The organism is Rhodovulum kholense, from assembly GCF_003053725.1.
Taxonomy (GTDB): domain Bacteria; phylum Pseudomonadota; class Alphaproteobacteria; order Rhodobacterales; family Rhodobacteraceae; genus Rhodovulum; species Rhodovulum kholense.
In genome coordinates, this window is the sequence record NZ_QAYC01000015.1 from 1 (window position 1) to 21,553 (window position 21,553).

Sequence of the window (21,553 nt, forward strand, 5' to 3'; positions counted from 1 at the left end):
GCCCATTCCGTCATGGTCTTTCTGCGTCATCGTGCTTCGCTCTCCTGCCGCCTGTCCCGCCGGTTCGGGCGAGGCCCGTCCTGCCGACGACACGGCCAGCCATTCGATATGTTGTGTTGCTATATAGCGAAGCGCAAAGCGGCAGGGTCAAGGGCGCTTTTGCGGCGTCCGGGGGCCTGTCAGGCCGTGGCGGCGGGTTTGCTTGATTTTTGGGCATCCGGCCACCCGAGGCGCATACCGGCAGGGCCCGGCGGATGCGCTCCGCAGCAGTGGCGCTTCTCGCGGCCTTTCTCCTGTGACGGGGACGACCGCGCGGCTTCACCCAGCCGGGGGCCCTTGCGGCCGCCCCGGGGCTCAGGTCACATCAGGTGGCCGGATTTCTCGGCCTTGACGGCAAGATAGCGGGCATTCTCGGGCGTGTGACCGACCTTGAGGGGCACGCGTTCGGTGACCTCGATCCCGCGCGCGCGCATCATCTCGATCTTGGCCGGGTTGTTGGTCATCAGGCGCACCGCCGAAAATCCCATCTCGCGCAGGATCGCCGCGCCGATCCGGAAATCGCGCTCGTCATCCTCGAAACCCAGCCGGTGATTGGCCTCGACCGTGTCGAAGCCCTGATCCTGCAGCGAATAGGCCCGCATCTTGTTGGCAAGCCCGATGCCGCGTCCTTCCTGATTGAGGTACAGAAGCACGCCCGCGCCTTCTGAACCCATCTGCGCCAACGCCGTCCTGAGCTGTGCGCCGCAATCGCATTTGAGACTGCCCAGCAGATCGCCGGTGAAACAGGCCGAATGCAGCCGGGCCAGAACCGGTTCGGTCCGGGGCGGGGTGCCGATTTCCACGGCGTAATGTTCCTCGCTGCCATCGGCCGGGCGGAAGACATGCAGCCGCCCCGCCTTCGACACCTCGAGCGGCACCCGGGCCGAGACCACCTCGGCCAGCTCGGTGCCTTCGGCGCGGGCCAGCGCCGCCTCGCCGAGGGTCACGCGGGTCAGCCCCTCGGCTCCGGCCAGCGTGTCGGGCGCCGTCACCTCGACCGCCAGCACCGCAGGCAGCAGCCGGGCCGATTTCGCCAGGGCGATCGCCGCGCGATGGGGTTCGGCCTCGCCGCCCCGGGCCGAGGCGAAGGGGCCGAGCATCGGCTTGTCGAGATCGTCGGCCGGGTCGGCCACGGCGCGCACCCAGTCGGTGCCGACCCCGGCGGGCAGCAGCAGCCGGGCCAGATCGCCGTCATAGGGCCGCGCCTTGAGCGTTTCGGCCCGGCGCGCGGTGATCGCCAGAACCGGCCTGCCGCCGAGCGCGCGCAGCGCCTCCAGCCGATCGGGCGTCAGGGTCTCGGCCGCGACGACGACCAGCGGCCCGACCACGACCGGGACCCCCATCCTCAGATCGCCGCGGGCGCGGGCCAGTCGTTCGGTGCTGCCGGGGCCAAGACGCATGAGCCATTCCTTTCCTTCGGGCGGGTTAAGCCACAGTTCCGGGAGATTTGAAACAATTCCCTTCCCGGCCACACGCTTGCGTGAGAACCCTGTCGCAAATCTTGAGCCATCCGAAGGCGGCGACATCTGAGTCCAAGAGATTGCGGAGGACCCGATGAGCACTCTGAAAAAGATCCTTCTGGTGGACGACGAGACCGACCTGCGCGAGGCGCTGAGCGAGCAACTGGTGATGACCGAGGATTTCGACGTCTTCGAGGCCGGAAGCGGGGTCGAGGCGATGGAGAAGGCCCGCGCGGCGATCTACGATCTGGTGATCCTCGATGTGGGCCTGCCCGATACCGACGGGCGCGAATTGTGCCGCCTGATGCGCAAGCAGGGTGTCAAATGCCCGATCCTGATGCTGACCGGCCATGACACGGATGCCGACACCATTCTGGGGCTCGATTCGGGCGCGAACGACTATGTGACCAAACCCTTCAAGTTTCCGGTGCTGCTGGCCCGCATCCGGGCGCAGCTGCGTCAGCATGAACAGTCCGAGGACGCGGTGTTCCAGCTGGGACCCTATACCTTCAAGCCCGCGATGAAGATGCTGATCACCGAAGACGACCGCAAGATCCGCCTGACCGAAAAGGAAACCAATATCCTGAAGTTCCTTTACCGCGCCTCGGAGGGCGTGGTGGCGCGCGATGTGCTGCTGCACGAGGTCTGGGGGTATAATGCCGGGGTGACGACGCATACGCTGGAAACCCATATCTACCGGCTGCGCCAGAAGATCGAGCCCGATCCGTCCAATGCCCGGTTGCTGGTGACCGAATCCGGCGGCTACCGCCTGGTTGCCTAAGGACCGGCCGGTCGGCGTGCCTGTCGGCGCCCTTTTCGCATCCGGAGCGGTGGCTTTTGGTCTTGTGGCCGCGCGCAGGTTGCGCAATTCTTCCGCCATGTCGGGGCAATGGACCTGTTTTTTCGGCATTCTATGTGCCCTTCTCCAGATCGGTCCGGCCGCGGAGGCCGCGACCGACATTCCCGGCTACTGGTCCGTGCTTCCCGGCTGGCAGTCCTGGCAGGTGCCCAGCGCCTATCAGGTCGGGTTCGAGGGGTCTTCCGAACTGGCGGTCGCCTGCGGGCCCGAGGGGCAGCCGGTAATGGGGGTGCTGGCCGACGGGACAGACCTGCCCGACGGCGCGTTCGAACGCCCGGCCAAGATCGGCGAGCGGCATTTCCTGATCGCCTGGACCGGGCAGGCGGGCCTGGCGCTGGCCCGCCCCGATGCCGAGTTCCTGACCGCGATGCGCAGCGGCTCGACGCTGGTGTTGTACGACTATCAGGGCGCGCCGGTCGACTTCCGCCTGAGCGGCGCGGCCGAGGCGCTTGATTCCGCTCTGGCGGGCTGCCCGCCGCCGCATCCGGCGCGGCCGGATCCCGCGGCGATGCGGCGCGCGCTGGACGAGACCCTGCAGGCACGGACCAACCGCGAATGCCGCGCGCTGGGCCGCGACGGCGCCGAGATCGGCTCCGGGGCGGTGCGCGAGCGGCTGTTGCCCGGATCCGACTATCCCGAGGTCTCGGTCGATTTCGGCTATGTCTCCTGCCGCGAGGGCCTGCGGCTCCATCGCGATTTCTGCACAGAGGCGGGCTGCGCCCATCAGCGCTATCTGCCCGGCGCCTCGGCCTATGTCCTGATCGAGAACGGCGACCCTGACTAGGCGCAGGCTTCGGCTTGAGCCCCGGGGCGGCGCCGTCTAGGGTCGCGTCCGGCGCGCCGCCGCGCAAAGCCCGTCCGGACAAGGAGACCCCGATGCCCTTCACGCTTGCCACCTGGAATATCAATTCGGTGCGGCTGCGTGCCCCGCTGGTCGCCCGTCTGATGGAAGAGCAGGCGCCCGACATCCTTTGTCTGCAGGAATGCAAGTGTCCGGTCGATAAGCTGCCGCTCGAGGTCTTCGCGCCGCTGGGCTACACCCATGTCGTGGCGCGCGGGCAGAAGGGCTATAACGGCGTCGCGATCCTGTCGAAGCTGCCGCTCGAGGATGCGGGCTCGGTCGATTTCGCCGGGCTCGGCCAGGCCCGCCATGTCGCGGCGCGGCTGGAAAACGGCGTGCTCCTGCACAACTTCTACGTCCCCGCCGGCGGCGATGTGCCCGACCGCGCGGTCAACGAGAAATTCGGCCAGAAGCTCGACTTTCTCACCGAAATGCGGGACGCCTTCCGGACCAGCCGCCCGGAACGGTCGATCCTGGTCGGCGATCTCAACATCGCGCCGGGCGAAGACGATGTCTGGTCGCACAAGCAGCTTCTGAAGATCGTCAGCCACACGCCCGTAGAGGTCGATCATCTGGCCGCGGCGCAGGAGGCGGGCGGCTGGGTGGACGTGACCCGCGCCCATATCCCCGAGGGCAAGCTTTATTCCTGGTGGTCCTACCGGGCGCGCGACTGGGACGCGGCCGACAAGGGGCGGCGGCTTGACCATGTCTGGGCGACCCCCGATATCGCGGACGCGGCCGAGGACAGCCGCATCCTGCGCCCGGTGCGGGGCTGGGACCAGCCTTCGGATCACGTGCCGGTCCTTGCGCGGTTCGATCTCTAGGTCTTCGCCCTTGGGTTTTGCGGCGGACCGCCTCATATATTGCGAAACGCTCTGACGGACGGAGACGGAGACAATGCTGGAACTGGGTGGCAAGGCTGCGGGGACGGACGGGGCACCGGAGGCCCTGATCAAGGACGTCACCGAGGCGACCTTCATGGCGGATGTGATCGACGCCTCGCATGAGGTGCCGGTGATCGTCGATTTCTGGGCGACCTGGTGCGGCCCCTGCAAGACGCTGGGGCCGATGCTGGAAAAGGCGGTGACCGAAGCCGGCGGCAAGGTGCGGATGGCCAAGGTCGATGTGGACCGCAACCAGACCATCGCGGCGCAGCTTCGCATCCAGTCGATCCCGACGGTCTATGCCTTCTATCAGGGCCAGCCGGTCGACGGCTTCCAGGGCGCTCTGCCCGGGTCCGAGGTGCAGGCTTTTGTCGACCGGGTGGCGGCGATCGCGGGCGATGGCGGGCTGGCCGAAGCGGTCGCCGCGGCCGAAGAGCTTCTGGCCGAAGGGGCCGCGGTCGAGGCCGCGCAGACCTTCGCCGCGATCCTCGGCGAGGACCCGAAGAACGCGCCCGCCTATTCCGGGCTCGCCCGCGCGCATCTGGCGCTGGGCGAGATCGACCAGGCCGAACAGTTCCTCGAGGCGGTGCAGCCCGAGATCGCCCGCGCGCCCGAGATCGAAGCCGCACGCGCCCAGGTCGCGCTGGCGCGCCAGGCGGCCGAGGCCGGACCGGTGGTCGAGCTGCGCGCGGCGGTCGATCACGACCCCGACAACCATCAGGCGCGGTTCGAACTGGCCAAGGCGCTGCATGCCGGCGGCGAGGTCGAGGCGGCGGTGGACGAGTTGCTAGAACTGTTCCGTCGCGACCGCGAGTGGAATGACGGTGCCGCGAAGGCCCAGCTTTTCACCATCTTCGAAGCGCTGAAGCCGCAGGATCCCATCGTCCTGAAAGGCCGCCGGAAACTGTCGTCGATGATATTTGCCTGACGGATGGCGCGGCCTAGCTTCTCGGGCATGTTCTCAGCGGTCGACCTGCCCGAAACCATTCCCGTTTTCCCGTTGCCTGGGGCGCTCTTGCTGCCTCGGGCGCGGCTCCCCCTGCATATTTTCGAGCCGCGCTATCTGGCGATGCTCGACGATACGCTGAAGACCTCGCATCGGCTGATCGGTATGGTGCAGCCGCGCGAGGTGCCCGGCTCGGACGAGCGGAAGCTGCATGCGATCGGCTGCGCCGGCCGCGTGACCGCCTTTTCCGAGACCGAGGACGGGCGCTACATGCTGACCCTGTCGGGGATTTCGCGGTTCCGGATCACCCGCGATCAGGCCGGGTTCACGCCCTATATCCGGGCCGATGTCGCCTGGGACGGGTTCGGGCGCGATCTCGGCCCCGGAGAGGACGATCCGGGCTTCGACCGCGAGGCTTTTCTCAAGCTGCTCGGCCGGTTCTTCGCCAGCCGCGGGCTTTCGACCGACTGGGACAGCCTGCGCGAGGCCGAGGACGAGTTGCTGATCAGTTCGCTGTCGATGCTCTGTCCCTTCGCGCCCGAGGACAAGCAGGCACTGCTGGAGGCGCCGTCGCTTTCGACGCGGCGCGAGACCCTTGTGACTCTCATCGAATTTGCCTTACGAAGCGGCAACGACGAGGAGAAGATGCAATGAACGACATGACCCAAGCCGACCGGAAGATGCTTGAATCCCTGGTCTGCCCGGTGACCCACGGACCCCTGGCCTATGATGCGGACCGCCAGGAGCTGGTGTCGAAGTCGGCCGGACTGGCCTTTCCGATCCGCGGCGGGATTCCGATCATGCTGGTCGACGAGGCGCGGCGGCTCGACTGAGCGGCCACGCCGGGTCTCGGCCTCGATTTTTCTGCGAAAAATCGCGCCCGGGACCTATCGCGGGCTGGGCCATCCAGGCTTTCGCGGGACCTTGACCGCCAGCATCGGCTTGATCAGCGGGCTGGCGAAACGGTCCAGATCGAGCGCCTCATGCACGCCCACCATCTCTTCGCCGAACACCTTCGTGCGGATCGCCGACCTGCAATAGAAGGGCGCATCCAGCATGTCGTGCACCTGCCGGGGCGTGTAGCCGGGATCGGCCCGCGTTTCGCGCCGGACCAGCCATTTCGACCTGGCAAACCGTGTGCGCGGCGGGGCCTCCACCACTTCTGCCCGGCCATCCGCGTCGAAATGCACGCCGACCGCCAGCTCCGAGCCGTCCCGGACCGAGGCGTCGTAGAAGCACCAGGCCCCGTTCGCCTTGGTCGGGAAGCGGCCCCAGGTCCAGTAGCTGAAATCGTCCTCGAGCGCCGCTGTGCCGAAATTCGCGTCGAAATAGCCGTGCCCGGTCCATTGCCAGCCCGGCTGGTTCAGGTCCACCTCGATCTCGGAGGACGGCGCGAAGGGCCGCCAGACATGGCTGCCATCGGCCTTGAGCGGCAGTTCGACCCCGGTCACGGCCGAGGGTGTGACCGTCACCCGACCCTTGAGCCGGCCCAGATGCGGCCAGGTCATCTCGTCGATGTCGAAGATGAGCTTGCCGCCGGCCCAGGTCAGCTTGGACGGCCCCACCTGGAACGTGTTCTTCGTCTGGTGCAGGGCCGCGCGGCCCCGGTCGGTCATGGTCCAGCGCCCGCCCGGCCCGTAGGTCGCGACGTTGATGCAGCAATGGTTTTCCGGGCTTTTCCGGCCCGACCAGCGGTACCACGGCGAGAAGACCGAGCCGATGAACGAGATGATCGAGATCGACCGCTCGCCGTCATGGCTCAGGCCGTCGACATACCACCACGCATAGCCGTTTGCGGGGACGTCGAGGGCGAAGCACGGTCCGTCAAGATCGCCTCGGCCGCGTGCCGTCCGGAGAGGGTTGCCATCGGGATGCCCGCGCCGGGATGCGTCCCTCCCCCCGCCAGATAGAGCCCCGCGACCCTGGTCCGCGCCGTCGGCCGCTTCAGCGCGGCCGTCAACCCGTGCGGGCTCCGCCCGTAAAGGGAACCGTCCGAGGCCGGAAACAGCTTCGCGAACTGGCGCGGCGTCGTCAGCGCCTGGACCCCCGGCCTCGGGTCGAAGGTCAGCCCGAAGCGGGCCAGTGTCTGGAAGGTGCGTGTCCGGCACGTCTCTTTCTCCTCGTCGGTCGGGTCCGTCCCGTCTGCCGCGGGCGGGCCGTTCATGATGATCTCGAACCGTTCGAGCCCCTCGGGGTTGCGGCCGGTGCCGCGGTCCTGGGCGCAGATGTAAAGCGTCGGGTCCTCGGGCATCTCGCCCCGGGCGATAGGATCGAATTCGGCATGCGCGTCGTCGCAGAAGAAGACGTTGTGGTGAACCATCTCGGGGCCGTGCGGTTCCGCGGCATAGGACCACACATAGGCCGATAGGCTGCGCGGGCGGACCGCGTCGGGGGCCACGGTCTCGCGCAGGCCCTCGCCCAGCAGTCCGGCCGCGAGCGCCGCCGGATCGCCGTTGAAGACCACCACATCGGCCGGAAGGCGGGCGCCGCTGTCCAGATGCACCGCCGCCGCCGCGCCCTGCTGGATCTCGATCCGGGTGGCGCGGCTGCCGAAGGTGAAGCGCACGCCCTTGTCATGGGCCAGCTGTTCCAGCGCGCGGGCCAGACGGTGCATGCCGCCCTCGACCCGCCAGACGCCCTGTTCCTCGGCATGCCAGATCAGCGACAGCAGCGCGGGCGACTGGAACGGCGAGCCGCCGACATAGGTCGCGTAGCGCCCGAAGAGCTGGGCCAGCCGCCGGTCGGAAAACGCCTTGCCCAGCGCCTGTGCGAGGCTGCGCTGCGGCGCCATGTCGAGCGCCAGCCAGGGATGGGTCAGCACATGCCGGGTCAGCGCGCCTTGCGAGGGTTCGGCCGCACGCATCATCGGCGCGTCGAAGGCGTTGTAAAGCCGCTCGGACCGGCGGCAGAAGGCGCGGAACTCCTTTTCCGCCCGCGCACCGGCGAACCGGCCCACCGCATCGGCGCTTTGCTCGCGCGAGGCGAAAAGATCGAGCGTCGAGCCGTCGGGCCACCAGTGCCGCGCCAACACCTCTTCGCGGTGCAGCGTGACGTAGTCGGACAGCCGCGCGCCGACGCTGTCGAAGAGTTCCTCGAAGACCGGGCGCAGGGTCATCACCGTGGGGCCGGCGTCGACCGGACCCGCGTCGCTGGCGAAGGTGCGCATCTTGCCGCCAGGCACCGGCGCGCGGTCGACGACCTCGACCTCATACCCGCCATGGGCCAGCCGGATCGCGGCTGAAAGCCCGCCCATCCCCGCCCCGATCACGACGACTTTTCCCGCAGATCCGGCCATTTTTGATCCACCTCAAGGAATGTTGACTCGGGACCATAGACTGTCCACCCTGATTTACAATCGTGAATGTCTCGCCGTCCTGACAGCTGCGTGGAGGGGTGGCGGACCAAGCATTGGAGAGCCGTTCATGGACATTTCGGCGCGAATCGAGGCTGCGATGCGGCAGGCGATTGCCGAGGGGCAGGCAGGGGCCGCGCCCGGCAAACTGGCATCGGCCTTCGAATATGCCCTGACGCCCGGCGGCGCCCGCATTCGTCCGACGATCTGCCTCAATGTGGCGCGCGCCTGCGGCGACGACCGCCCGGCGCTGGCCGATGCTGCCGCGATCTCGATCGAGCTGATCCATTGCGCGAGCCTCGTGCATGACGACATGCCCTGTTTCGACGATGCCGACATCCGTCGCGGCAAGCCGGCGCTGCACAAGGCCTATGGCCAGCCGCTGGCGCTTTTGACCGGCGACAGCCTGATCGTGGCGGGCTTCGAGGTGATCGCGCGCGCTGCCCACCACGACTGTGCCCGCGCGGTCGAACTGATCCGCATCCTCGGCCAGCGCACCGGCATGCCCTATGGCATCTGCGCGGGGCAGGGCTGGGAAAGCGAGGATCAGATCGATCTTTCCGCCTATCACCGGGCCAAGACCGGGGCGCTGTTCATCGCCGCGACCAGCATGGGCGCGGTGGCGGCAGGCCAGCCGGCCGAGCCCTGGGAAGAGCTGGGCGACCGCATCGGCGAGGCTTTCCAGGTGGCCGACGATCTGAAGGACGCGCTGCTCGATGCCGACGAGATGGGCAAGCCCGCCGGTCAGGACGAGGCCCATGGCCGCCCCAGCGCCGTGACCGAGCTGGGCGTCGAGGGCGCGGTGCAGCGGTTCCGGGACATCCTTTCGGGCGCCATCGCCTCGATTCCCTCCTGTCCGGGCGAGGCCGATCTGGCGCAGATGGTGCGCCACATGGCCGAACGGCTGATCCCCGAACCCGCGCGTCTGCCCGCAGAATGACCGACACCGTTTCGGGGACCGGACCCGCGCGGCCAAGCGGGTTCAGCTGGCGTCGCTGGCGCAATCGCAAGATCGCGCACCGCGGTTTTCAGAGCTGGGCCAGCCGCTTTCCGTTGACACGGGGCCATGTCCGCCGCGAGGGCGAGCGGATGTTCGATCTGGTCTCGGGCTTCGTCTACAGCCAGGTTCTGTGGGCCGTGGTCGAGCTTGATCTGCTGGAGGCCACCTGCGACGAAGCGCAAAGCCTTGCGGCGCTGGCCCATCGCGCGGCGATTCCGGTGGACCGGATGGAGGCGCTGATGCAGGCGGGCGCCGCGCTTGGGCTGTTCGACCGGGTGGCGCCCGGCTATCAGCTGTCGGCGCTGGGCGCCGCGCTGATGGGCGCGCCGGGCGTGGTCGACATGATCCGCCATCACGACGTCTTCTATCGCGACATGCAGGACCCGCTTGCGGTGCTGCGCGGCGAGAAAGAGACCGAACTGGCGCGATTCTGGCCCTATGTCTTCGGGGCCGGGGCTGCGGAAAACCCCGAAACCGCCCAGCGCTATTCGAAGCTCATGGCCGACAGCCAGGCGCTGGTCGCCGAAGAAACCCTGCGCGCGATCCGGTTCGACGGGGTCACCCGGCTGATGGATGTGGGCGGCGGCACCGGCGCCTTTCTGGCGGCGGTGGGGGCGGCCTGTCCCGATCTGAAGATGACGCTGTTCGACCTGCCCGCCGTGGTGCCGGCCGCCGAAGAGCGGTTCCGAGCGCTGGGCATGGCCGACCGCGTGACGGTGCGGGGCGGCAGCTTCCGCGACGATCCGCTGCCCGAGGGCGCCGACGCGGTGTCGCTGGTCCGGGTCTGCTACGACCATGCCGACGAGACGGTCATGGCGCTGATGCGCAAGATCCTCGACGCCCTTCCGCCGGGCGGCCGGTTGGTCGTTTCCGAGCCGATGGCGGGCGGCGCGCATCCCAATCGGTCGGGCGACGCATATTTCGCATTCTACTGCATGGCGATGGGAACCGGCCGCGCGCGGTCCCCGGAGCGCCTGGCGGAAATGATGAAAGAGGCCGGATTCCAAGGGGTTGAGATGCCCCGGACCCACCGGTCCTATGTCACGTCGGTTGTGGTGGGCCGAAAGCCCGGGGCGACATAATGCTCGGCCCAAGCTGTCTAAAAAAGTTGACACTTGGGCCTGTCTAAATAAACTGACAAGAGCCAATCACCAATGAGTGAGTCCCGCCCAAGCGGGCAAGCGTCAGGAAGGGAAATGTCCATGGAGACGACGGCGGTCATCCTCCGGGGGCCCCGGGAAATCGGCCTCGGGAAACTCGGCCTGACGGCGCCCGGACCGAAGGACCTGGTGGTGGAGATTTCCCATTCCGGCATTTCCACCGGCACCGAGAAGCTCTTCTATACCGGCAACATGCCCCCCTTTCCGGGGATGGGCTATCCGCTGGTCCCGGGCTACGAGGCCGCGGGCGAAGTGATCGAGGCCGGGTCCGAGACCAACTTCAAGGTGGGCGAACACATCTTCGTCCCCGGCGCCAACTGCTATGAAGGCGCGCGCGGCCTGTTCGGCGGCTCGGCCCGGCGGCTGGTCACCGATGCCAGCCGCGTGACCCGGATCGACCCCGGCCTCGGGCCGGAAGGCGCGTTGCTGGCGCTGGCCGCGACCGCGCGCCATGCGCTGGCCGGTGTCGACAAGAAGATGCCCGAACTGATCGTCGGCCATGGCGTCCTCGGCCGCCTGCTGGCGCGGCTGACCATCGCCGCCGGCGCCCCCGCGCCCACCGTCTGGGAAATCAATCCCGACCGGCAGGGCGGTGCCATGGGTTACGAGGTGCTGCACCCCGATAACGACCCGCGCCGCGACTATCGCACGATCTACGATGCCTCGGGCGTCGGCTCGCTGCTCGATATGCTGATCACCCGCATCGCCAAGGGCGGCGAGGTGGTTCTGGCCGGGTTCTATACCGACCCGATTTCCTTCGCCTTCCCGCCTGCCTTCATGAAGGAGGCCCGGCTGCGCATCGCCGCCGAATGGGAACGCGAGGACCTGATTGCAACGCGCCAGCTCGTGGAATCGGGCGCGTTGTCGCTGGGGGAACTGATTACCCACAGCGTCCCGGCGGAAAAGGCCGCAGAAGCCTACGAAACCGCCTTCAACGATCCTGCCTGTCTGAAAATGATCCTGAACTGGGGAGCCGTTCATGACGCTTGACGTCCCGAATATCAAAGACATCGACCAGCGCCTGCGTGACGAAGCCAACGAGCCGCTGGACGAAATCCCCGTCACCGAGCCGACCAAGAAGACGCAGATCATCGCGATCTACGGCAAGGGCGGCATCGGCAAGTCCTTCACGCTGGCGAACCTCTCGAACATGATGGCCGAAATGGGCAAGCGCGTCCTGTTGATCGGCTGCGACCCGAAATCGGACACCACGTCGCTGCTGTTCGGCGGCAAGGCCTGTCCGACCATCATCGAGACCTCGACCAAGAAGAAGCTCGCGGGCGAAGAGGTCGCCATCGGCGATGTCTGCTTCAAGCGCAACGGCGTCTTCGCGATGGAACTGGGCGGACCCGAGGTCGGTCGCGGCTGCGGCGGGCGGGGCATCATCCACGGCTTCGAGCTGCTGGAAAAGCTGGGCTTTCATGACTGGGATTTCGACTATGTGCTGCTCGACTTTCTGGGCGACGTGGTCTGCGGTGGCTTCGGCCTGCCGATCGCCCGCGACATGGCCCAGAAGGTGATTCTGGTCGGGTCGAACGACCTGCAATCGCTGTACGTCGCCAACAACGTCTGCTCGGCGGTGGAATATTTCCGCAAGCTCGGCGGCAACGTGGGCGTCGCGGGGCTGGTCATCAACAAGGATGACGGCACCGGCGAGGCGCAGGCCTTTGCCAAGGCGGTGGACATTCCGGTTCTGGCGGCGATCCCGCAGGACGAGGAGCTGCGCCGGAAATCGGCCAACTACCAGATCGTCGGCACCCATGACGGCCCCTGGGGCGAACTCTTCGCGGGGCTTGCCTCGGCCGTGGCCGAGGCGCCGCCGATCCGTCCGGCGCCGCTGACCAATGACGGTCTGCTGGGGCTGTTCGCGCCCGAGGATGTGGGCGCCGATTTCGAGCTACAACCGGCGACCGATGCCGACATGCGCGGCAAGAACGCCAAGCCCAAGAAATCTCTCGAAGTGGTCTATGACGATGTTTGATCTCAACCAGATGTCCCGCTGGGACAACGTGCTTGAGGCCCTCTCGCATCACTACGAGGACCATGAACCCGCGGAAATCGCAGAAGTCCAGGAGGCGCCGGCCGTCGAGGCGGCCGCGCCCTCGCGCGAACTGGAGGACGCATGACCGAAGAGGTCAGATATGACGAGGCCCACACCGCAGAGGTGATCGAGGGCACGCCCCGGGAGCCCGGAAACGCTCCTGAAGGCGCCGACCCTCGTCTGGGCGACGGCATGGGGTGCCATGCCGGAGCGGCCGAGATGGAGAAGGCGGCCCGCGCGGCGGGCGCCTCGGACATCCTCGACCAATATGCAAAGGACTACCCGCAAGGCCCGCATGACCGGCCGCAAAGCATGTGCCCGGCCTTCGGCAGCCTCCGGGTGGGGCTTCGGATGCGCCGTGTGGCGACCGTGCTGTCGGGCTCGGCCTGCTGCGTCTACGGGCTGTCCTTCGTGTCCCATTTCTACGGGGCGCGGCGGTCCATCGGCTATGTGCCGTTCAGCTCGGAGACGCTCGTCACCGGCAAGCTGTTCGAGGATATCCGCGACGCGGTGCATGAACTGGCCGACCCCGACCGCTATGACGCGGTGGTGGTGACCAACCTTTGCGTGCCGACCGCCTCGGGCGTGCCGCTGCGGCTGCTGCCCGACGAGATCAACGGCGTGCGAATCGTCGGCATCGACGTGCCGGGATTCGGCGTGCCGACCCATGCCGAGGCCAAGGACGTTCTAGCGGGCGCGATGCTGAACTACGCCCGCAAGGAAATCGAGGCCGGTCCCGTTGCTGCCCCCGAAGGCGGCGTCTCGGATCGTCCGACCGTGACCCTTCTGGGCGAGATGTTCCCGGCCGATCCCATCGTGATCGGGCAGATGCTCGACCCGCTGGGGCTGGCTTGTGGCCCGGTCGTCCCGGCCCGCGAATGGCGCGAGCTTTACGCCGCGCTCGACTGCGGCGCGGTGGCGGCGATCCATCCGTTCTATACTGCCGCCATGCGTGAATTCGACGCGGCAGGTCGCCCGATAGTTGGGTCGGCCCCGGTGGGACATGATGGCACAGCCGCCTGGCTGGCCAATATCGGCGACGCCTTCGGGCTGCCCGCCGACACGGTCGCCAAGGCCCAGAACATGTTCCTGCCCGCCATCCGTGGCGCGCTGGCCGGTGCCCCGGTCAAGGGCACGATCACGCTGTCGGGCTATGAGGGCTCGGAGCTGCTGGTGGCCCGTCTGCTGATCGAGTCTGGCGCGAATATTCCTTATGTCGGAACGGCTTGCCCCAAAACGAAGCAATCCGAAGCCGACCGGTACTGGCTCGAATCGAAGGGCGTCAAGGTCGTGTTCCGGGCCTCTCTGGAAGACGACAAGGCGGCGGTCGACGCGATCAAACCCGACCTGGCCGTCGGCACCACGCCCGTGGTGCAGCATGCCAAAGAGCTGGGCATTCCGTCGCTCTACTTCACGAATCTCATCTCGGCCCGTCCGCTGATGGGTCCGGCGGGCGCGGGCAGCCTTGCGCAAGTGGTAAACGCGGCCATTGCGAACAAGGGACGCATGGCGTCGATGAAGGAATTCTTCGAAGGTGTCGGCGAGGGAGACACTGCGGGGGTGTGGGAAGGAGATCCGAATCTCCACCCAGAATTCCGCGCTCTCCATCAGAAGAAACTGGACAAGAAACGTCGCGCCGAGAAGGCGCAGGAGATGATCTGATGCTGGTCTTGGATCACGACAGGGCAGGGGGGTACTGGGGCGCAGTCTATGCGTTCTGTGCCACCAAGGGCCTGCAAGTGGTGATCGACGGGCCGGTCGGCTGCGAGAATCTGCCGGTCACCTCCGTCCTTCACTATACCGACGCGCTCCCCCCGCATGAGCTGCCCATCGTCGTCACCGGTCTGGGTGAGGAAGAGCTGGGCCGCGAGGGCACCGAGGGCGCGATGAAACGCGCCTGGGGCACGCTTGATCCCGCGCTTCCCGCGGTGGTCGTCACCGGGTCCATCGCCGAGATGATCGGCGGCGGCGTCACGCCCCAGGGCACCAATATCCAGCGCTTCCTGCCGCGCACCATCGACGAGGATCAATGGGAAGCGGCGGACCGGGCGATGACCTGGATCTTCACCGAATTCGGCATGACCAAGGGCCGGATGCCGCCCGAGAAGCCGCGCGAAGAAGGGGCCAAGCCCCGCGTGAACATCCTCGGGCCGATGTACGGCGTCTTCAACATGCCCTCGGACCTGGCCGAGATCCGGCGTCTGGTCGAAGGCATCGGTGCCGAGGTCAACATGGTGATGCCGCTGGGCGCCCATGTGGCCGAGATGCGCAACCTGGTGAATGCCGACGCCAACATCGTGATGTATCGCGAGTTCGGCCGGGGTCTCGCCGAGGTTCTGGGCAAGCCCTATCTGCAGGCGCCCATCGGAATCGATTCGACGACGAAGTTCCTGCGCAAGCTGGGCGAGATGCTGGGGCTCGACCCCGAGCCCTTCATCGCGCGCGAAAAGCACTCGACGATCAAGCCGGTCTGGGACCTGTGGCGGTCTGTCACGCAGGACTTCTTTGCGACGGCCAGCTTCGCCATCGTCGCGAACGAGACATATGCGCGCGGCGTCCGGCACTTCCTCGAGGCCGATCTGGGCCTGCCCTGCGCCTTTGCAGTGGCCCGCAAACGCGGCGCAAAGACCAACAATGCCGAGGTTCGCGCGCTGATGGGGCAGAAACGGCCGCTGGTCGTCTTCGGCTCGATCAACGAAAAGATCTATCTTGCCGAGCTGTCCGCCGGTCACGGCCCCAAGCCCGCCTTCATCCCCGCCGGGTTCCCCGGTGCGGCGATCCGGCGCGCGACGGGCACCCCCTTTATGGGGTACGCCGGTGCGACGTATCTGGTTCAGGAAGTGTGCAATTCCTTGTTCGACGCGCTCTTCCATATCCTTCCGCTCGGGACCGAGATGGACTCGGCCTCCGCAACGCCTACCCGGCTTCGCCGCGACTTCCCCTGGGACCAGGATGCCCAGGCGCTGCTCGACCGTATCGTGGCCGAGCACCCGGTGCTGACCCGCATCTCTGCCGCGAAATCCCTGCGCGACGCCGCCGAGAAGGCCGCGCTTGAGCAAGGGGCCGAGCGCGTTGTTCTCGAGACCGTCGAGGCGCTTGCGCCCGCCGGCTTCGCCCGCCCTTCTTCGAAAGGAGAGTCGAAATGACTGACCAGACTTCCGACGTCCACCTGGTACGTGCCCATCGCCCGCCGAAAGCGGAGTTCATGGTCTATTTCGCAATTATCTTCATCGCCGCGCTGCCGCTGGCCTTCATCGCCTCCTTCCTGGCGATGGTCCGGCAGGGCGACCTGAAGACCAAGGGGCCGATCGCCCGTGCCTGGAGCCAGGCGCGGATCATCACCCCCATGATTTTCTCTGCCTGAAAAGGTGGAGTTCCGAAATTCGCCCACCCCCCGGTTGGGCGAATAGCTGGCAGGGATAAAACCTTGTCGGGACCCGGCCGCCGGGGTGCGCGGCATCAGTCTGACGATCCGGAGGAAAGTTAATGGCTGAATCTGACGTGTCGTTCACCGGTCTGACCGACGAGCAGGCGCAAGAAATTCACGCTGTCTACATGAGCGGGCTTTGGCTGTTCTCGGCCGTCGCCGTTCTGGCTCACCTGGCAGTGTACATCTGGCGCCCGTGGCTCTGAGAAGAGGACCTGAGAAATGGCTAAATTCTACAAGATCTGGATGATCTTCGACCCCCGTCGCGTGCTCGTTGCGCAGGGCGTCTTCCTGTTCCTGCTGGCTGTGATGATTCACCTCGTCCTGCTCAGCACGGACTACTTCAACTGGCTGACCATCGCCGCCGAGAAAGCCGCCGGCGCGTAAGCGTCCTCGTGGCTTCCGGATGTGAGCAGTCGGAAGTGACACCAAACGCTGCGGGCGGGAGCCCCGATCTCCCGCCCGCGGCAATCTCAAGAACAAGGACGGCTGAGGCCCGGACGGACACGGCCGCCATTTGCGGAGACAGACGATGGCACTGCTCAGTTTTGAGAGAAAGTATCGCGTCCGTGGAGGGACGCTCATCGGTGGCGATCTGTTCGACTTTTGGGTGGGGCCTTTCTTTGTGGGCTTCTTCGGAGTGACGACGATCTTCTTCGCCACCCTCGGAACCGCCATGATCTTCTGGGGCGCCGCGCTTCAGGGGACATTCAACCCGCTGAAGATCCACATCGCGCCGCCGGATCTCAGCTACGGGCTCAGCATCGCGCCGCTCGCCGAGGGCGGGCTTTGGCAATTCATCACGCTCTGCGCTATCGGCGCGTTCGTGAGCTGGGCTCTTCGCGAAGTGGAGATCTGCCGCAAGCTCGGCATCGGCTACCACATTCCGATCGCCTTCAGCGTGGCGATCTTCGCCTATGTGACGCTGCAAGTGTTCCGCCCGATGTTGATGGGCGCCTGGGGGCATGCGTTCCCCTATGGCATCTTCACCCATCTCGACTGGGTGTCGAACACCGGCTACCACTACCTGCACTTCCACTATAACCCGTTCCACATGCTGGGCGTGTCGCTGTTCTTCGCCACCTGTCTGGCGCTCGCGCTGCATGGTGGTCTGATCCTGTCGGCCTGCAACCCCGAAAAGGGTGAAGAGGCGAAAACGCCGGATCACGAAGACAGCTTCTTCCGTGACCTCATCGGCTATTCGATCGGGACGCTCGGGATCCACCGCGCCGGCTGGCTTCTGGCCATCAACGCGGTCTTCTTCTCGGCGGTCTGCATCATCATCTCCGGTCCGCTCTGGACCGAGGGCTGGCCCGAATGGTGGACCTGGTGGAGCAACCTGCCGATCTGGCCCGAAGCCATTCCGGCTGTCCAGGGGAGCATGTAACCATGGCTGAATATCAGAACATTTTCACCCAGGTGCAGGTCCAGGGTCCCGGCGACTGGGGCATGGACAACGAGAACAACATGATGGAAGAGCGTGCCGCCGGTATCGGCCACTTCTCCATCCTCGGTTGGCTCGGCAATGCGCAGCTCGGCCCGATCTATCTGGGCTATACCGGTGTGATCTCGGTGATCGCGGGCGCCTTCGCGTTCCTCATCATCGGGCTCAACATGCTGGCCCAGGTCGACTGGTCGCTGGTGCAGTTCCTGCGTCAGGGCTTCTGGCTGGCGCTTGAGCCGCCCTCGCCGGAATACGGCCTGCGCATTCCGCCGCTGAAGGAAGGCGGCTGGTACATGGTCGCCAGCTTCTTCCTGCTGATCTCGGTCTGGGCCTGGTGGGCACGGACCTACATGCTCGCCGTCGAGCACAAGATGGGCAAGCACATTGCCTGGGCGTTCCTGTCGGCGATCTGGCTGTTCATGGTGCTGGGCTTCTTCCGCCCGCTGCTGATGGGCTCCTGGTCGGAAATGGTGCCCTACGGCATCTTCCCGCACCTCGACTGGACCACCGCCTTCTCGATCCGGTACGGCAACCTCTACTACAACCCGTTCCACGCGCTCTCGATCGCGTTCCTCTACGGTTCGGCCCTGCTCTTCGCGATGCATGGCGGCACCATCCTCGCCGTGACCCGCTTCGGCGGCGACCGCGAGCTGGAGCAGATCTACGACCGCGGGACCGCGTCCGAGCGTGCCGCCCTGTTCTGGCGCTGGACCATGGGCTTCAACGCCACCATGGAAGGCATTCACCGCTGGGCGTGGTGGTTCGCCGTTCTGACCCCGCTGACCGGCGGGATCGGCATCCTGCTCACGGGCACTGTCGTCGACAACTGGTTCATCTGGGCCCAGGAGCACAACTTCGTCACGGAGTACACCCAGCCCTACGGCATTGACGCCTATGTCGGGCAAGGAGGCTGATCATGCTTAAGTTCCCGAAATGGTTCTTCAAATGGAGTGAGGAGAACCCGACCGACCTGATGGGTCCGGCGATCCTCGTGGGGACTGTGGGCGGTGCCGTGGCCGTGGCTGCGATCATCGTAGCCTTCGGCAACCCGAATGCCACCATCGACCAGCAGACCGGCCCCCGCGGCATCGGCATGGCGGTGTCCAAGTTCGTCAAGGACAACCCGCAGTTCGATGTCTACGAGGCCGAATACCAGGTCTTCGACCGGGTCGAGGCGCCGGAAGGCACCCCGACCGCGGCCGAGGCCTACGGCGACAGCGTCATCGCCTTCGGCGACATGGACCAGGCCAACTTCGACCAGCTCACCAAGGCGATGAGCGCCTGGGTCGGCATGGATGTGGTGCTTTACGACAATGGCGAGGTCGATCAGACCACGCTGGCGATCACCAAGAACTGCATCGAGGCGACCCAGTACCTCAACGACTCTTGGGACACGCACAACCTTGCCTCCGAAGGCAAGGGCGTGAACTGCTACACCTGCCACCGGGGTCAGCCGACCCCTCCCGGCTCGTGGATGAAGTCCGGCAATGTCAACAGCGCCATGGAAAGCTGGTCCGGTGTGCAGAACCGCCTGATGGTGGGTCGCAAGTATACCGACAGCCAGTTCACCTCGCTGCCGGTGGATGCGCTGGAAAAACTGCTGCTTGACGGCGAGACCATCAAGGTCACCGACACCGAAAGCCGCGTCGACCAGCAACCGGGCGACCCGACCTGGCAGAATGCCGAGCGCACTTACAGCCTGATGAACCATCAGGCCAACGCGCTGAACGTCGGCTGCGTGTACTGCCACAACACCCGGGCCTTCTACGACCCGACCCAGGTGACGCCGCAATGGTCGGTGACGACTCTGGCGCAGCAAATGTCGATCGACATGAACCAGACCTATTACGAGCCCCGCTCGGAGATCCTGGGGCATGAATCGGCCAAGATCGACTGCATGACCTGCCACATGGGCGTCATCAGCCCGCTGAACGGCAAGAACATGGTCGCCGAATGGCCCGAGCTGGCCGCTCCGGCGGAATGATCTGACTTCGAAGGGGCGGCGCGCGAGAGCCGCCCCTTCCCCTCATCGGGTCCCTGGCGGGGCCCGGTATTCGGGGCCTCCACACCCCGGTTCCCTTCCTGTCAGACACAGGACACTGGCGCCGTGTGGGGAACAGACCACACGGCGCTTTTTTTCAAACTGGAAACGCGCGGGAGACGACCCATGACAGTCAAGCCTCCGACCCCGATCCTGGACCGTGTCGCCGGTCCGGCCGACCTCAAGGGCATGAGCCAGACCGATCTGACGCTGCTGGCGCGGGACCTCCGCGAAGAGGTGATCTCGGTGGTCGCCCAGACCGGCGGGCATCTGGGCTCGTCGCTGGGGGTCGTCGAACTGACGGTCGCGCTTCATGCGGTCTTCAACACGCCTTTCGACAAGCTGGTCTGGGACGTCAGCCACCAGTGCTATCCGCACAAGATCCTGACCGGGCGCCGCGACCGCATGCACACGCTGCGTCAGGGCGGCGGGCTGGCCGGGTTCTGCAAGCGCACGGAAAGCGAATACGATGCCTTCGGCGCGGGCCATTCCTCGACCTCGATCTCGGCGGCGCTCGGCTTTGCCGTCGGCCGCGACATGGGCCAGCCGACGGGCGACGCCATCGCGGTGATCGGCGACGGCTCGATCAGCGCGGGCATGGCCTATGAGGCGCTGAACAACGCGGGCCATGAAAAGCGCCGCCTGTTCGTGATCCTGAACGACAACGAGATGTCCATCGCCCCGCCCGTGGGCGCGATGTCGAAATATCTCTCTGGGCTCTATCACGAGACGCCGCTGGGCAAGCTCAAGGACATGGCCGAGGATTTCGAGGCCGCCCTGCCCGGCCCGATCCGCGAGGGCGCCCGCCGCGCCCGCCAGCTGGTCACCGGCTTCCCGGGGGGCGGCACGCTCTTCGAAGAGCTGGGCTTCGACTATATCGGCCCGATCGACGGCCATGACATGGGCCAGTTGCTGACCGTGCTGCGCGCCGCCCGGGCGCGGGCCTCGGGGCCTGTGCTGATCCATGTCTGCACGGTCAAGGGCAAGGGCTACAAGCCGGCCGAAAGCTCGGCCGACCGCGGCCATGGCGTGGCGAAATTCGACGTGGCCTCGGGCGCGCAGAAGAAAAGCTCCAGCAACGCGCCCTCCTACACCAAGGTCTTCGGCCAGACCCTGACCGACGAAGCCGCGCGCGACGCCAAGATCGTCGGCGTCACCGCCGCGATGCCCTCGGGCACCGGGCTCGACATCCTGCAGGACCGCTTCCCGAAGCGGGTCTTCGATGTGGGCATTGCCGAACAGCACGCGGTGACCTTCGCGGGCGGCATGGCGGCTTCGGGGCTGAAGCCCTTCGTCGCGATCTATTCGACCTTCCTGCAGCGCGGCTATGACCAGATCGTCCATGACGTGGTGCTGCAGAAGCTGCCGGTCCGGTTCTGCGTCGACCGCGCGGGGCTGGTGGGCGCCGACGGCTCGACCCATGCGGGCGCCTTCGACGTGGCCTTCCTGTCGAACCTGCCGGGCATGGTGGTGATGGGCGCGGGCGACGAGGCCGAGCTTCGCCACATGGTCGCGACCGCCGCGGCCTATGACGAGGGCCCGATCTCGTTCCGCTATCCGCGCGGCGAAGGCATGGGCGTCGAGATGCCCGAGCGCGGGCAGATCCTCGAGATCGGCAAGGGACGTGTGGTGCGCGAAGGCAGCAAGGTCGCGCTTCTGTCCTTCGGGGCGCCACTGGTCGACTGCCTGACGGCGGCCGATGCGCTGGAGGCGCGGGGCGTTTCCGTCACCGTGGCCGATGCGCGGTTTGCCAAGCCCCTCGATACCGATCTGATCGCCCGGCTGGCGAAAGAGCACGAGGCGCTGATCACCGTCGAGCATGGCGCCGAGGGCGGCTTCGGCGCGCTCGTCCTGCACTGGCTGGCCCGGACCGGGCGGCTGGATCGCGGGCTGGCGATCCGGACCATGACGCTGCCCGATGCCTTCATCGAACAGGGCAGCCCGGCCGAGATGTATGCCGAGGCGCAGCTGACCGCGCAGGACATCGCCGCGACCGCGCTGCAAGCCCTGGGTGTCGCGCCCGGCCAGTTCGGCCAGGCCAGCGCCTGAACCATTATCT

23 protein-coding genes are annotated in these 21,553 nt (G+C 66.6%); 20 read left to right on the forward strand and 3 right to left on the reverse strand.

Annotated elements, in window-relative coordinates:
- Positions 1 to 359: 359 nt before the first annotated feature.
- On the reverse strand, positions 360 to 1,439 hold the full coding sequence (ribA, locus tag C8N38_RS16550; protein ID WP_108028262.1) for a GTP cyclohydrolase II: 1,080 nt from the start codon (positions 1,437 to 1,439) through the stop codon (positions 360 to 362).
- Positions 1,440 to 1,593: 154 nt separating this feature from the next.
- On the opposite strand from ribA, the gene C8N38_RS16555 reads away from it, so the two are divergent.
- The 6 genes from C8N38_RS16555 (at position 1,594) to C8N38_RS16580 (ending at position 5,862) form a co-directional block, all read left to right on the forward strand.
- A complete protein-coding gene (locus C8N38_RS16555) occupies positions 1,594 to 2,280 on the forward strand; it encodes a response regulator transcription factor (RefSeq protein ID WP_108028263.1) in 687 nt (228 codons plus the stop codon).
- Positions 2,281 to 2,476: 196 nt separating this feature from the next.
- Positions 2,477 to 3,142 (forward strand): invasion associated locus B family protein, encoded by a 666-nt coding sequence (locus C8N38_RS16560; RefSeq protein ID WP_146176302.1) that lies wholly within the window; start codon positions 2,477 to 2,479, stop codon positions 3,140 to 3,142.
- Positions 3,143 to 3,234: 92 nt separating this feature from the next.
- Positions 3,235 to 4,023 (forward strand): exodeoxyribonuclease III, encoded by a 789-nt coding sequence (locus tag C8N38_RS16565; RefSeq protein ID WP_108028265.1) that lies wholly within the window; start codon positions 3,235 to 3,237, stop codon positions 4,021 to 4,023.
- Positions 4,024 to 4,096: 73 nt separating this feature from the next.
- A complete protein-coding gene (trxA, locus tag C8N38_RS16570; RefSeq protein WP_108028266.1) occupies positions 4,097 to 5,011 on the forward strand; it encodes a thioredoxin in 915 nt (304 codons plus the stop codon).
- 27 nt (positions 5,012 to 5,038) lie between these two features.
- Complete coding sequence (locus C8N38_RS16575; RefSeq protein ID WP_170120334.1) at positions 5,039 to 5,683, forward strand: LON peptidase substrate-binding domain-containing protein; 645 nt, start codon at positions 5,039 to 5,041, stop codon at positions 5,681 to 5,683.
- Positions 5,680 to 5,862: a Trm112 family protein gene (locus tag C8N38_RS16580; RefSeq protein WP_215731169.1), complete on the forward strand. Its 183-nt coding sequence runs from the start codon at positions 5,680 to 5,682 to the stop codon at positions 5,860 to 5,862. Before C8N38_RS16575 ends, C8N38_RS16580 begins: the two co-directional genes overlap by 4 nt.
- A gap of 54 nt (positions 5,863 to 5,916) precedes the next feature.
- Here the strand turns inward: C8N38_RS16580 and crtC are convergent, their stop codons facing one another.
- A complete protein-coding gene (gene crtC / locus C8N38_RS16585; RefSeq protein ID WP_108028334.1) occupies positions 5,917 to 6,792 on the reverse strand; it encodes a carotenoid 1,2-hydratase in 876 nt (291 codons plus the stop codon).
- The gene (gene crtD / locus C8N38_RS16590; RefSeq protein WP_108028268.1) at positions 6,789 to 8,324 is read right to left on the reverse strand and encodes a 1-hydroxycarotenoid 3,4-desaturase CrtD; all 1,536 of its coding nucleotides are present in this window, start codon (positions 8,322 to 8,324) and stop codon (positions 6,789 to 6,791) included. The genes crtC and crtD overlap by 4 nt, the downstream gene beginning before the upstream one ends.
- A gap of 127 nt (positions 8,325 to 8,451) precedes the next feature.
- On the opposite strand from crtD, the gene C8N38_RS16595 reads away from it, so the two are divergent.
- From C8N38_RS16595 to dxs, 14 genes are all read left to right on the forward strand, one after another.
- Positions 8,452 to 9,321, forward strand: a complete 870-nt coding sequence (locus C8N38_RS16595) for a polyprenyl synthetase family protein (RefSeq protein WP_108028269.1) — start codon at positions 8,452 to 8,454, stop codon at positions 9,319 to 9,321.
- Positions 9,318 to 10,463 carry a methyltransferase gene (locus C8N38_RS16600; RefSeq protein WP_108028270.1) on the forward strand — a complete coding sequence of 382 codons (1,146 nt, stop codon included), beginning with the start codon at positions 9,318 to 9,320 and terminating at the stop codon, positions 10,461 to 10,463. Before C8N38_RS16595 ends, C8N38_RS16600 begins: the two co-directional genes overlap by 4 nt.
- A gap of 120 nt (positions 10,464 to 10,583) precedes the next feature.
- The gene (bchC, locus tag C8N38_RS16605; RefSeq protein ID WP_108028271.1) at positions 10,584 to 11,531 is read left to right on the forward strand and encodes a chlorophyll synthesis pathway protein BchC; all 948 of its coding nucleotides are present in this window, start codon (positions 10,584 to 10,586) and stop codon (positions 11,529 to 11,531) included.
- A complete protein-coding gene (locus C8N38_RS16610; RefSeq protein ID WP_108028272.1) occupies positions 11,521 to 12,522 on the forward strand; it encodes a chlorophyllide a reductase iron protein subunit X in 1,002 nt (333 codons plus the stop codon). The genes bchC and C8N38_RS16610 overlap by 11 nt, the downstream gene beginning before the upstream one ends.
- Positions 12,509 to 12,667, forward strand: a complete 159-nt coding sequence (locus tag C8N38_RS21445; RefSeq protein ID WP_158272373.1) for a hypothetical protein — start codon at positions 12,509 to 12,511, stop codon at positions 12,665 to 12,667. Before C8N38_RS16610 ends, C8N38_RS21445 begins: the two co-directional genes overlap by 14 nt.
- Complete coding sequence (bchY, locus tag C8N38_RS16615) at positions 12,664 to 14,244, forward strand: chlorophyllide a reductase subunit Y (protein WP_108028273.1); 1,581 nt, start codon at positions 12,664 to 12,666, stop codon at positions 14,242 to 14,244. Before C8N38_RS21445 ends, bchY begins: the two co-directional genes overlap by 4 nt.
- Entirely contained in the window at positions 14,244 to 15,728 is a 1,485-nt protein-coding gene (bchZ, locus tag C8N38_RS16620; protein WP_108028274.1) for a chlorophyllide a reductase subunit Z, read from the forward strand. The genes bchY and bchZ overlap by 1 nt, the downstream gene beginning before the upstream one ends.
- Positions 15,725 to 15,946, forward strand: coding sequence for a cytochrome PufQ (gene pufQ, locus C8N38_RS16625; RefSeq protein ID WP_075783880.1), 222 nt, complete (start codon positions 15,725 to 15,727; stop codon positions 15,944 to 15,946). Before bchZ ends, pufQ begins: the two co-directional genes overlap by 4 nt.
- Before the next feature lie 122 nt (positions 15,947 to 16,068).
- Complete coding sequence (gene pufB / locus C8N38_RS16630; RefSeq protein ID WP_042458389.1) at positions 16,069 to 16,215, forward strand: light-harvesting antenna LH1, beta subunit; 147 nt, start codon at positions 16,069 to 16,071, stop codon at positions 16,213 to 16,215.
- A 16-nt stretch (positions 16,216 to 16,231) separates the two neighbouring features.
- Entirely contained in the window at positions 16,232 to 16,396 is a 165-nt protein-coding gene (pufA, locus tag C8N38_RS16635) for a light-harvesting antenna LH1, alpha subunit (RefSeq protein ID WP_042458393.1), read from the forward strand.
- Between the two features lie 145 nt (positions 16,397 to 16,541).
- Positions 16,542 to 17,396: a photosynthetic reaction center subunit L gene (gene pufL, locus C8N38_RS16640; RefSeq protein WP_075783879.1), complete on the forward strand. Its 855-nt coding sequence runs from the start codon at positions 16,542 to 16,544 to the stop codon at positions 17,394 to 17,396.
- A gap of 2 nt (positions 17,397 to 17,398) precedes the next feature.
- Positions 17,399 to 18,367, forward strand: coding sequence for a photosynthetic reaction center subunit M (gene pufM / locus C8N38_RS16645; protein WP_108028275.1), 969 nt, complete (start codon positions 17,399 to 17,401; stop codon positions 18,365 to 18,367).
- 2 nt (positions 18,368 to 18,369) lie between these two features.
- Positions 18,370 to 19,437, forward strand: coding sequence for a photosynthetic reaction center cytochrome PufC (gene pufC, locus C8N38_RS16650; RefSeq protein ID WP_108028276.1), 1,068 nt, complete (start codon positions 18,370 to 18,372; stop codon positions 19,435 to 19,437).
- 183 nt (positions 19,438 to 19,620) lie between these two features.
- Positions 19,621 to 21,543 (forward strand): 1-deoxy-D-xylulose-5-phosphate synthase, encoded by a 1,923-nt coding sequence (dxs, locus tag C8N38_RS16655; RefSeq protein ID WP_108028277.1) that lies wholly within the window; start codon positions 19,621 to 19,623, stop codon positions 21,541 to 21,543.
- Positions 21,544 to 21,553 lie beyond the last annotated feature (10 nt).